The following is an 11,743-nucleotide window of genomic DNA, read 5'->3' on the forward strand; positions in this document are numbered from 1 at the left end:
GCAAGGACACTGTCACCTGAGAACGGGCGAGTCTGAGACATGAGGAGGTGCAAGGCAAATGTACGCAATTATTGAAACAGGCGGCAAACAGTACAAAGTCCAAGAGGGCGATGTTCTGTTCATCGAGAAATTGACTGCGAACGATGGCGAAAGCGTAACGTTCGACCGTGTCCTGGCTGTATCTAACGATCAAGGTTTGACAGCAGGTACACCATTGATTTCCGGAGCTACTGTAACGGCTAAAGTGGAGAAACATGGCAAAGGACAAAAGGTTATCGTATACAAATACAAACCTAAAAAGAACTACCATGTGAAGCAAGGTCACCGTCAACCGTACACTAAAGTAACTATCGAAACAATCAAAGCGTAAAGAAGGTGCGATAAGTGATTATCGTTCAAATCTTTCGTGATGAGGACGGGAACATCGAACGATTTTCCATCGAAGGGCATGCTAATTTTGCCAAGCGGGGAGAAGACATCGTATGTGCCGGGGTATCCGCTGTTACAGTGGGTACGGTGAACTCGATTGAAACATTGACCGGTGTCGAAATGGATGCCAAGATGAAGAATGGCTTTTTAAGCGGTTCTTTACCTTTGTTAGAGAGAGGGGAAACTTGGTCCCAGGTACAATTGTTACTCGAATCCATGGTGGTTATGCTCTCTAATATTGCAGAGTCATACGGGAAGTATATTAAAATACAGCAATTCAAATAAGCAAAGAAGGAGGACAACCAATCATGTTGAAATTAAATCTTCAGTTATTCGCATCGAAAAAAGGTGTAGGTTCCACGAAGAACGGACGTGACAGTAATGCTCAACGTCTGGGTGTTAAACGTGCTGATGGTCAAACTGTAACTGGTGGTAGCATTCTCGTTCGCCAACGCGGAACGAAAATTCACCCAGGAACTAACGTTGGCATCGGTAAAGATGACACTTTGTTCGCGAAAATCGACGGCGTTGTAAAATTCGAACGTTGGGGACGCGATCGCAAAAAAGTAAGCATCTATCCTGTTAATGTTGCTCCTGTAGCAGCAGCAGTAGAAGCGTAATATCGGCATTCCGCCTAAGGAGCCTTCGGCATTTTTGCCGAAGGTTTTTTGTATTCAACGGTTATTCGATAATGAACTGGCAGAAAAGACATGTTATACTTGGTTACGGTGGGTGTAGACCAACCGAGTTTTGTAGAACGGGGAGAAGCCATGAAATCTTGGAAAAGAGTGCCGTGGATTGCGGCATGTTCACTTCTGATTCCTTTGGTTTTCGTTATGTTGTATCCGGCGATGACCTCAAGCGTCGTGTGCGCATTGTGGTCCGTCGCAGTATTGCTCATTTCTGTGAATGCGATGAAGAAACAGGCGGAGGCGGAACGCAGAGCCATCATACAATCCATGGAAAAGACAGCAATTGCTTCATTAAATCATCATCGACACGACTGGATGAACGACCTTCAGGTGTTATATGGATATCTTCGGCTGGGCAAACTTGATAAATCATTGCAATGTGTGGAAAGAATAAAAGAGCGGGTTACAGAAGAAAGTCGAATCTCCAGATTAGGCATTCCTTCCCTCGTATTTTATCTTCAGTCTTTTCGCGCCAGTGGAATTGCGCTGGACTTGCATGTGGAAATAGAAGATGAGTTGCAGCTTAGTGCTCTGGTCTCTCCCGAGGATGGCGAGTCACTTACCGGGGCGATTGCTGATGCAATCAGGGCCTATCAATATGGCGGCGGCCGGTCTTCTTGGGGAGAGGTTCGCAAACTGACCTTGAACTTCGGACAGGATCATGGAGATGTGGTTGTCCGACTGGATGGGGATCAAACACCCGATCCGGAAACACTGCGGCAGCTTACTGCCGTACTCAAAGGAAAAAAAGTCAGAACGGAGCAGTTTCCGTCTGAGGATACGTTTATACAATTCAGAATGCCGTGTGGAATATAGGAAGAAGGGGTTAACCAATGTTTGTAGATAAAGCGAAGATTTATGTAAAAGCCGGAGACGGAGGCGACGGAATTATTTCGTTCCGTCGTGAGAAGTACGTACCAAACGGCGGACCTGCCGGGGGCGATGGAGGCAGAGGAGCTGACATCATTTTCCGCGTGGATGAAGGTTTGCGTACGTTGATGGATTTCCGTTACCAGCGTCACTTCAAGGCCCCACGTGGTGAGAAGGGACGTAATAAAAGTCAGCATGGTGCAAACGCGGAGAACATGATTGTGCGCATTCCACCAGGAACGATCATTTTGGATGAAGACAGCGGAGAAGTACTGGCGGATATGACACGTCACGGTCAACAGGTTGTTATTGCTCGTGGTGGTCGGGGCGGACGGGGTAACATCCGATTTGCCACACCGAACAATCCTGCACCTGAACTTGCTGAGAACGGTGAAGAAGGACAAGAGCGTTACATCGTACTCGAACTGAAAGTTATGGCAGATGTTGGTTTGGTTGGTTTCCCGAGTGTCGGGAAATCCACATTGCTTTCTGTCGTTTCGTCAGCCAAGCCAAAGATCGGCGCATACCATTTCACAACCATTACACCGAATCTGGGTGTAGTCGGTGTAGGAGAAGGCCGAAGCTTCGTGATGGCCGATCTGCCTGGACTGATTGAAGGTGCGCATGAAGGGGTCGGACTGGGACATGAGTTCCTGCGTCATGTCGAGCGTACTCGTATTATTGTTCATGTCGTAGATATGTCGGGTTCAGAAGGACGCGATCCTTTTGAAGACTGGCAGAAAATCAATGACGAATTAAAGTTGTACAATCCGCTTCTCGCCGAGAGAACGCAAATTGTAGCAGCTAACAAGATGGATATGCCAGACTCTGAAGCGAACCTGGAGCAATTTTTACAGCAAGTTCGTGAAGTTCAACCTGATATTGAAGTGATGCCAATTTCATCCTTGACCCGGAAAGGGATTCAAGAACTTCTGTATCGTGCAGCTGATCTGCTGGATCAGGTTCCAGACGAGCGAGTGGTTGAAGAGGTAGCAGATGTATCTGAACGTAAAGTATATAGTCTGGACAAAAAAGAAGACGATGGTTTCAAAATTGTGCGTGAGAATGAAATGTTCGTTGTCGAAAGTGCCAAGATTGACCGCATGATGAAACGGATGCAACTGAACTCACATGAAGCCATACTGAAACTCGCACGTACACTGCGTTATATGGGTGTCGACGCTGAGTTGCGTAAGCGCGGAGCTGTAGAAGGTACCATCGTGCGTATTGGAGACTTTGAATTCGAATTCGTGGAAGGCAGCAGTTACTACTAGGTAGCCGTCTTCCGTGGAGAGACAGATCGATATAGGAACGCAGAGAAGTGGGAAGTGGACCCGCAACTCTGCGTTTTTTTGTTTTTTCCTGACATGGGAGAGGGATAAACTTGTATACTGTGAGGAACGTATTTCAAAAAATAGGCGTGTCATGTATTGCCCTTTTGCCATAGATCCTATATAATGTCCACTATATGAATACATGAGTCTTTGAGGAGAGGACGTTCTGTGAACGAACGCTATTACTTGGTACGGGAAGATATTTTACCAGAGGCAGTGGTGAAGACCATGCAGGTAAAAGAACTACTGGCTTCTGGTGATGTTAAAACAGTGCATGAGGCGGTTGAACAGGTCGGATTAAGCCGGAGTGCCTTTTACAAGTACAAAGATGGAATTCATCTGATCAACCAGCTTGAGCGCGAGAGAATTGTAACGATCTCCATTGATCTGGAGCATCAGTCGGGTATCTTGTCTCGTGTGCTTGGACATGTAGCTGGTTATGGAGCTAATGTACTCACGATTAATCAGAGTATCCCGCTTCAAGGAAGAGCCAATGTTGTCATTTCGGTGGAAACAACACATCTTCATGGCGAAATTGGTGAAATGCTGGATCGAATGCAAGATATGCCTGGAGTAAGACGTACACGTATTGTAGGCCAAGGGTAATTAGGCTTTAATATACAGGACTGACGGACAAGAATAGACATTAGGGGGTAGATCGTTAGTGAAACCAGTAAAAGTCGGATTATTGGGTCTGGGAACTGTCGGAACGGGAGTCGTTCGCATTGTGGAAGGGAATCAGGAGGATCTGAGCAGTCAGGTTGGATCGCCGATTGTCATCGAGAAGATCGCAGTGAAAAATACAGAGAAAGAACGTGTTATTGCTGTAGACCGTGCCAAGCTTACGGAAGATCCTTGGGAAGTCATTCGGCATCCGGATATTGATGTCATCGTTGAAGTCATGGGCGGCATTGATCAGACGAAGGAGTATATTCTTGAAGCGTTGGAACGTGGGAAACATATCGTAACAGCAAACAAAGATCTCATGGCACTGCATGGTACAGAGATTTTGGCGAAGGCACAGGAAAAACAATGTGACGTGTTCTATGAGGCGAGTGTTGCTGGAGGGATTCCGATCATTCGTACGCTGATTGAAGGTTTTTCTTCTGACCGGATTACTCGCATTATGGGGATTGTGAACGGAACAACGAACTTTATTCTGACCAAAATGAGTCAGGAAGGTGCATCCTATGAAGAAGTACTGGCTGAAGCACAAGCTCTGGGATACGCCGAATCGGATCCAACTTCCGATGTGGAGGGACTTGACGCAGCTCGCAAAATGGCGATCTTGAGTACGCTCGGTTTCCGTACCAATGTGGAGTTGAAGGATGTAACTGTTAAAGGAATATCCTCCGTAACCCGTGAAGACATTATGTATGCCAAAAGACTGGGCTATGAGATGAAGTTACTTGGTATTGCGGACCGTATTGGCGATGAGATCACGATCAGCGTTCAGCCGACGATGGTTAGACAAAATCACCCGATTGCTTCAGTCAACGGTGTGTTCAACGCAGTATATGTACACGGTGAAGCTGTAGGGGAGACGATGTTCTACGGTGCGGGTGCGGGAGAACTCCCAACGGCAACTTCGGTTGTAGCTGACATTGTGGCGGTTACCAAAAACCTTAAACTTGGCGTGAACGGTCTCAAAGCAATTGTGCCTTATAAGATTAAGCGACTGCAAAGCGACGAGCAGATCGTGTCAAAAAACTTTATTTTACTACACGTAGACGACAAAGCCGGTGTATTGGCACAGATCACACAAATTTTCGCAGAATATGATGTCAGTCTGGCGTCGGTTGTTCAACAGCCGAATGAGCACAACCCGGATGCCGAGATCATTATCGTTACACATAATGCAAGTAAGGCGAGCATGGATAAAGTGTTAAAACATTTTGAATCACTCAGCGTCATTCGCCGCATTAAGAGTGTCTATCGGGTGGAAGGTTAATTGTCCGTATTCCATACTGCATCTCAATTATTTCAGTTATAACGTACAAGTTAATCATATCTGGTTCAACAGGTCATCATTTCAGATTATTAAAACATAAAGGAGTTTACCCACAATGAGATATCAAGGACTTTTGCAAACGTACAGAGAGCACCTTCCAGTTAATGAAAATACACCCCTGCTTACGCTTCAGGAAGGAAATACACCGTTGATTCATGCAGAGAATCTGTCTGAGGAACTCGGTTTGAATATTTATTTCAAGTATGAAGGTTTGAACCCTACGGGATCTTTCAAAGACCGCGGTATGGTTATGGCTGTTGCCAAAGCTATGGAAGAGGGCAGCCGTACGATTATGTGTGCATCCACAGGTAATACGTCAGCAGCTGCTGCGGCCTACGCCGCACGTGGTGGCCTCAATTGTATCGTACTGATCCCGAATAACAACATTGCACTGGGTAAACTGGCCCAAGCCATGATCTATGGAGCTAAGGTGATCGCGATTAATGGTAACTTTGACCGTGCACTGGAGATTGTGCGTGAGATCACAGCCAAACATCCGATCACGCTTGTAAACTCTGTGAATCCGTTCCGGATTGAAGGACAGAAGACAGCAGCGTTTGAAGTAATTGAACAACTTGGCGAAGCGCCTGACGTTCTGGCTATTCCAGTCGGTAATGCGGGTAATATCTCGGCTTATTGGAAAGGTTTCAAAGAATACAAAGAGGCAGGTAAGTCGAGCACACTTCCACGTATGGTTGGTTTCGAAGCAGAAGGTGCGATGGCCATTGTCAAAGGTGAGCCGATCCTTGAACCTGAAACAGTAGCAACAGCAATTCGAATCGGTAATCCGGCGAGCTGGAAAACGGCTGTAGCTGCAGCTGAGGAATCTGGTGGACAGATCAACTATGTAACGGATGAACAAATTCTGACAGCGTATCGTACACTTGCTTCTCGGGAAGGGATTTTTGCTGAACCTGCTTCTGCGGCTTCCCTTGCCGGTGTATATAAACTGAAGAGTGAAGGGTACTTTAAAGGCGGAGAGACTGTCGTTTGTGTACTGACAGGCAATGGCCTGAAAGATCCTAATATTGCGATCAAAACAGTAGCGACTGAGCCGCTTGTTGTTGAAGATACGGAAGAAGCAGTAATGGCGGCTATTGCACAACTGGAGCAGCAATCTGTATGAGTTTGCGTGAAAAGGTAACTGTAAAAATACCTGCAAGCACAGCCAATCTCGGTCCCGGGTTTGATACCCTGGGCATGGCATTGTCTTTGTATGCCTGGTTGGAAATGAAACCTGCCGAGCAGACGTCATTTCATCTTCACGGCAATCATTTAACAGGCCTGCCAACAGATAAATCGAATTTGATTTACGAAGTTGCACAGATGGTATTCAATGAAGCTGGGGTATCCATCCCTGAATTGGAGATTTCCATGTATTCTGATATTCCGCTTACGCGGGGACTCGGGAGCAGTGCATCAGCCATCGTTGGTGCATTGGCAGCAGCGAATGCATTAATTGGTGCTCCTTTATCCGATGCCAAGCTTCTGGATATGGCCACATCCCTCGAGAAGCATCCTGATAATGTGGGAGCATCTCTGTATGGCGGTATTATTACGGCTGCATGGAATGGTCAACAGGTAGATCATATACGTATTGAACCACACCAGGATCTGCAGGCGTTGGTTATTGTACCTGAATTTCAGCTGTCTACTTCAAAAGCAAGGAATGCAATTCCAGAGCAATTTGGCATGTCTGATGTAGTGCATAATATTAGCAGATCCTCACTGCTCGTTGCCGCTTTGGCGAGTGGGCGACTGGATATGATTCAGAAGGCGATGTCAGATCGAATTCACCAACCATATCGGGCATCATTGGTGCCAGGCATGGCTGAGATATTGGAACATGCTGTTGATCATGGAGCGTTGGGAGCTGCCCTTAGCGGAGCTGGCCCGACCGTATTGACTTTGGTAGATCGTCATGACACCCGAAAAGCGGGATTGGAACAATATTTGCTGGACACCATGGAGCGGGAGGGCATATCTGCTTCTGCACTGTGGCTCGATCCGGATTTGGACGGTGTAACCGTGCTGCCTGATCAAGACGAACGTCCTTTTCTGGACAGAATCAAAGGGGAAGTTAATGCATGAAACGAATTGCAGTATTACCTGAAGGCTCAGTCTCTCATGAAGCAATTGATTTCCTTTTCAACGGAGAACCATTAGATTTGCTTCATTCCAAGCTGATTTCGGATGTTTTTCGAGCAACGGATAGCGGGATTGCACAATACAGTGTCATTCCGATTGAAAATACAATTGAGGGTTCAGTTAGTCTCCATATGGACTGGCTTGTAAATGAAGTGGATATTCCGATGCAAGCAGAGTGGGTATACCCATCCATCCAGAATGTGATTGGACATGGCTCGGAATTTAAGACAGAGAGTGGCGAGTATGATTTTAGTAAAATTACCAAGATTATGTCTCATCCTGTGGCTATTCCGCAGTGTCAGAACTTTATTCGGCTACATTCGCCTGGGGCGGACCTTGAAGGTGTGAACAGTACAGCTGAAGCTGTAGAAATTGTGAAAAAAAATCCGGGTAAGGGCTGGGTGGCGATCGGTACCAAACTTGCTGCTCAGAAGCATGGCTTGGACATTATGGCTGAACGGGTTACAGATCATGACAACAACTACACCCGTTTTGTGCTCATTGGCCATGAACCTGTGAACATTCCACGTGAACCGGATCATGTAAAAACCAGCTTGCTGGTGACGTTGCCAGAAGATGCACCGGGTGCGTTGCATCAGGTATTGTCAGCTTTTGCATGGCGGAAGCTGAACTTGACCCGCCTCGAATCTCGTCCAACGAAGAAACGATTGGGCAGTTACTATTTTTACATTGATGTCGTGGAAACGGTCGATTCGGTATTGCTTACCGCAGCCATGGCAGAGATTGAAGCATTGAATTGTCAGGTGCGTGTTCTGGGTAGCTATCCTTGTTATACATATCCTTCGAGATAATTGACCTGATGGTGTTTGGGAATGTTAGAAGGTTGTCATAAGTCGGGGTAGAATGAGCGAGTAATGGCTTGTCATTTGGTGTACAATGGACGGGTTAACAACGTTTCGGAGTACAGGGAATGGATATTTTATGGAGGTGCAGTCATCAGTGGCAGAACAATGGATCTATTTGGATGGTCAGTATGTGACCAAGGAGAACGCAACCGTTTCGGTATATGACCATGGATTTTTGTATGGAGACGGAATTTTCGAAGGTATTCGGATCTATAACGGAAATATTTTCAGATGTAAGGCCCACTTGGATCGTTTGTATGATTCGTCAAAATCCATTAGTTTGAACATTCCGCTGTCCATTGATGAGATGCTGGAAGTCATGGCTGAAACGGTGCGCCGCAATGATATGCGTAATGGATATATTCGTCTTATTGTATCGCGTGGCCCTGGTAATCTGGGGTTGGACCCGTTACGTTGCCCTAAGGCATCCGTAATCATCATCGTGGAGCAATTGGCGATCTATCCGGAGGAAGCGTATCTTACTGGATTGAAAGCCGTGTCCGTATCCCAACGCCGGAACATTCCGGACGCATTGAATCCGAAAATTAAATCATTGAACTATCTGAATAACATCCTGGTTAAAATCCAGTCTAACTATTCAGGTGCTGGTGAAGCAATTATGCTTAATTCCCAAGGTTACGTAACTGAGGGTTCAAGTGATAACATCTTCATCATCAAAAATGGTGTAGTGTACACGCCGCCTTGTTATCTCGGAGCACTTGAAGGGATTACACGACAAGCAATTATCGATCTATGTGACGAACTGGAGCTTGAGTTGAAAGAAGTGCCATTCACCCTGCATGATGTGTATATCGCAGACGAAGTCTTTTTCACCGGGACAGCTGCAGAAGTTATCGCTGCATATGAAGTGGATGGAAGAACAATTGGCACGGGAGTAGCAGGTCCGGTAACGCTGAGACTGCTGGAAGCATTCCGTCAGATTGTTGACAAAGATGGATATAAAGTGTGGGAATCTTAAGTTAGAATTGCATAACATAGGGAACATGAATCCTCCTTGTCCGATAAAATTCTGCATACCTGGTGTATGGGGATTTTGGAGACAGGAGGATTTTTTTTGTTTAGTTGATGTCATTAGCCCGATTTCTGCATAGGATGTAGTAACGGTATGGGCGAATGTACTGCCCAAGTATGACGTCTAGGAGGTTAGTTCCCTGTGAAAATACACATGGTGAAAAAAGGCGACACATTATATCTGCTGTCCCAAAAATACAATGTAGCGCTGGACAAATTGATCGCGGCTAATCCGCAAATCACAAATCCCGACAAGCTGGATATTGGCATGAAGGTCAAAATCCCTGCAGAGCCAGTAACACCGAAGCCGGAGGGTGTTCTCCACAGTCACAAGGTGCAGCAAGGAGATTCGTTATGGAAGTTGGCACAAGCCTGGGGAGTTCCTTTAAAAGATATGATCAATGCCAATCCACAGTTGAAAAATCCGAACGCTCTGCTGGTGGGGGAAACAGTTTATATTCCATCTATGCACGCACAAGGAAACAGCACATCTAATTCGGGGGCCGGCAACATTGCTGCTCATGAAAAGTTGTCACCTGAAGGTAAGGAATACACGGGAGTCAAAGAACCGGAACCACCGGCTCCAGTAGCGCCAACTCCCCCTGCTCCGGTAGCAGAGGTTCCTGTTCCAGTCCCAGTTCCTGCTCCACCACCAGCCAATACGGAGAAGCCAAATGTGAAGCCTGAACTGGAGGTACTGCCGCAGTTACCAGAGCTTCCTGAAGTGAAACCCGAAAAGGAAACGCACAAAAAAGAAGAGGTTAAACCCGAAGTTCATGTAAAACCGGTAGCAGAATCCAAGAAATACACAATGCCTAATCTTTCGCCTGAAATTATGCCTTTGCCTGTAATGCCTAATACAAAGTCTCCAACTGAGGTTGCACCAGCAACGAAAAAGCCTTGTGGTTGTGGTAATAAGTTGCATCATGCGCCTGCCGAGCACCCTTATGTTCAATTCCCGGTTCCTGTACAAGAGGTGTATGGTGCTCAGCAAGATATGTACACGGCAGGAGCGAGTAACAATGCGTCGTTTCCAGGGATTCCAGAAGTTAGTCCTTATAGTGGCAGTGATCTGCCTAACAGTCCGTGGACTGGCGCGGAGCAGGGTTATAACCACAATAACGTTATGCCGAATCTGTCCGCAGACATGCAAAACAACTCATTTCCGATTGCGCCAGCTGGCGAAGTGAATAGTCCATTCCCAACGTATGCAGCACCTAGTCATATGAATCATCAGCCGCCTTTCATATCTCCATACTCAATGCTTCCGTACCCTCCATGCGGATGTGGCTCACATACACATGTCCCTCAGTATACTTATCCTTCTTATGGTTATCAGGAACCGGCTTGGAACATGAACATGTACGGTCCTTCGTATGGCATGCCACCTGAAATGTCCACATCAACGATGCCAAACCAGCCTATTGAGTATGCTTATCAGAATCCGTACCCTACTCAGAACATGGTTCCCCCGTCCCTGCTTGGAGCATTTGGTGAAATGTATCCTCCTCAGGGGCAAGATAAGGGTGGTAAAAAAGGGGGGCGTGAAGACGCTAACTTAAGTCAGGTAGCAATTGAAGAGGCTGTATCAGATTCGGAAGGGAAGTCCAAACAAGCAGGGAATAAGCCGGCAGCTGCAAAACGCAGAACAAGCAAGGCTCCTCTGAAAAATAAATCCAAGGTATCCGTGTCCGGGAAAACATCCAGAGAGGGTACAGCTACTTCCAACCAACGGAAATCCGATAAAAAGCGTCGCAATCCATGGATACAAAACTAATCTGGGGATTGCGATTGATCAATAAGTGAGGTACCTGTTATATAAGAGGGAAGCCAGCTCTGTAATACAGAGCTGGCTTCCCTCTTACCTGGAGTGAACATTGAGTTGCGGATATCGGGGATAGTTGCTCAGGAAAAAATAGAAAGTATTTTTATAAGAAGTTATTGTAAACCCTTTCATAAATGTGTTAAAATATTTGTACCCTATGAGCGTAACCTAATATGATAGGACAAGATAGGGAACGGATAATGATAGCTTTAGCTACTGCAAAACTACTAAGAGAAAAGAAATGAAAAAAACTGTTGCATTACATTCAGTCGTATGATATATTATTTAAGTCGCCGCTGAAACACACGGTTGACAAGGGGAACAAAAGAAATAACGAAACAAGTTTGATCTTTGAAAACTGAACAACGAGTGAGTGAACATTCTGCTTGCAGAATGAACGCAAAAGTTGGAGACAAGCCTTGGCTTGAATCGGCTGGAGCACAAATGAGATGTTTAATTTCGTCAGATTCAAAATGAGCTTATCGCTCTTTTCAATACTTTATTGGAGAGTTTGATCCTGGCTCAGGACGAACGCT

12 protein-coding genes and 1 other annotated feature (1 of these 13 running past the window's edge) are annotated in these 11,743 nt (G+C 46.0%); all 12 genes read left to right on the plus strand.

From position 1 onward, the window contains the following. Positions 1 to 44, plus strand: a sequence feature (ribosomal protein L21 leader region) (it extends 41 nt beyond the left edge of the window). A gap of 14 nt (positions 45 to 58) precedes the next feature. The 12 genes from rplU (at position 59) to FE296_RS01805 (ending at position 11,159) form a co-directional block, all read left to right on the plus strand. Further along, positions 59 to 370, plus strand: a complete 312-nt coding sequence (gene rplU / locus FE296_RS01750) for a 50S ribosomal protein L21 (RefSeq protein WP_017692620.1) — start codon at positions 59 to 61, stop codon at positions 368 to 370. A 14-nt stretch (positions 371 to 384) separates the two neighbouring features. After that, a complete protein-coding gene (locus FE296_RS01755) occupies positions 385 to 714 on the plus strand; it encodes a ribosomal-processing cysteine protease Prp (protein WP_036605912.1) in 330 nt (109 codons plus the stop codon). A gap of 23 nt (positions 715 to 737) precedes the next feature. Further along, complete coding sequence (rpmA, locus tag FE296_RS01760) at positions 738 to 1,049, plus strand: 50S ribosomal protein L27 (RefSeq protein ID WP_017692622.1); 312 nt, start codon at positions 738 to 740, stop codon at positions 1,047 to 1,049. A gap of 90 nt (positions 1,050 to 1,139) precedes the next feature. Further along, a complete protein-coding gene (locus FE296_RS01765) occupies positions 1,140 to 1,937 on the plus strand; it encodes a Spo0B domain-containing protein (RefSeq protein WP_223868735.1) in 798 nt (265 codons plus the stop codon). Between the two features lie 17 nt (positions 1,938 to 1,954). Next, positions 1,955 to 3,265 (plus strand): GTPase ObgE, encoded by a 1,311-nt coding sequence (obgE, locus tag FE296_RS01770; protein ID WP_076216952.1) that lies wholly within the window; start codon positions 1,955 to 1,957, stop codon positions 3,263 to 3,265. A 228-nt stretch (positions 3,266 to 3,493) separates the two neighbouring features. Then, positions 3,494 to 3,931, plus strand: coding sequence for an ACT domain-containing protein (locus FE296_RS01775; RefSeq protein ID WP_017692625.1), 438 nt, complete (start codon positions 3,494 to 3,496; stop codon positions 3,929 to 3,931). 58 nt (positions 3,932 to 3,989) lie between these two features. Further along, complete coding sequence (locus FE296_RS01780; protein WP_017692626.1) at positions 3,990 to 5,276, plus strand: homoserine dehydrogenase; 1,287 nt, start codon at positions 3,990 to 3,992, stop codon at positions 5,274 to 5,276. A 115-nt stretch (positions 5,277 to 5,391) separates the two neighbouring features. Continuing rightward, complete coding sequence (gene thrC, locus FE296_RS01785; protein WP_124117741.1) at positions 5,392 to 6,462, plus strand: threonine synthase; 1,071 nt, start codon at positions 5,392 to 5,394, stop codon at positions 6,460 to 6,462. After that, complete coding sequence (thrB, locus tag FE296_RS01790) at positions 6,459 to 7,427, plus strand: homoserine kinase (RefSeq protein WP_124117743.1); 969 nt, start codon at positions 6,459 to 6,461, stop codon at positions 7,425 to 7,427. Before thrC ends, thrB begins: the two co-directional genes overlap by 4 nt. Next, positions 7,424 to 8,296, plus strand: a complete 873-nt coding sequence (gene pheA / locus FE296_RS01795; RefSeq protein WP_124117745.1) for a prephenate dehydratase — start codon at positions 7,424 to 7,426, stop codon at positions 8,294 to 8,296. Before thrB ends, pheA begins: the two co-directional genes overlap by 4 nt. Positions 8,297 to 8,444: 148 nt before the next feature. Then, complete coding sequence (gene ilvE, locus FE296_RS01800) at positions 8,445 to 9,329, plus strand: branched-chain-amino-acid transaminase (RefSeq protein ID WP_150364112.1); 885 nt, start codon at positions 8,445 to 8,447, stop codon at positions 9,327 to 9,329. 195 nt (positions 9,330 to 9,524) lie between these two features. After that, complete coding sequence (locus FE296_RS01805) at positions 9,525 to 11,159, plus strand: LysM peptidoglycan-binding domain-containing protein (RefSeq protein ID WP_150364113.1); 1,635 nt, start codon at positions 9,525 to 9,527, stop codon at positions 11,157 to 11,159. Positions 11,160 to 11,743: the final 584 nt, after the last annotated feature.

The sequence above is a fragment of the Paenibacillus sp. UASWS1643 genome (assembly GCF_008693195.1).
Taxonomy (GTDB): Bacteria; Bacillota; Bacilli; order Paenibacillales; family Paenibacillaceae; genus Paenibacillus; species Paenibacillus amylolyticus_B.

Coding starts and splice junctions, on each gene's coding strand:
- obgE (WP_076216952.1), top strand. CDS start 1,955: ATGTTTGTAGATAAAGCGAAGATTTATGTAAAAGCCGGAGACGGAGGC.
- thrB (WP_124117743.1), top strand. CDS start 6,459: ATGAGTTTGCGTGAAAAGGTAACTGTAAAAATACCTGCAAGCACAGCC.
- pheA (WP_124117745.1), top strand. CDS start 7,424: ATGAAACGAATTGCAGTATTACCTGAAGGCTCAGTCTCTCATGAAGCA.
- rpmA (WP_017692622.1), top strand. CDS start 738: ATGTTGAAATTAAATCTTCAGTTATTCGCATCGAAAAAAGGTGTAGGT.
- rplU (WP_017692620.1), top strand. CDS start 59: ATGTACGCAATTATTGAAACAGGCGGCAAACAGTACAAAGTCCAAGAG.
- thrC (WP_124117741.1), top strand. CDS start 5,392: ATGAGATATCAAGGACTTTTGCAAACGTACAGAGAGCACCTTCCAGTT.
- FE296_RS01765 (WP_223868735.1), top strand. CDS start 1,140: ATGTTATACTTGGTTACGGTGGGTGTAGACCAACCGAGTTTTGTAGAA.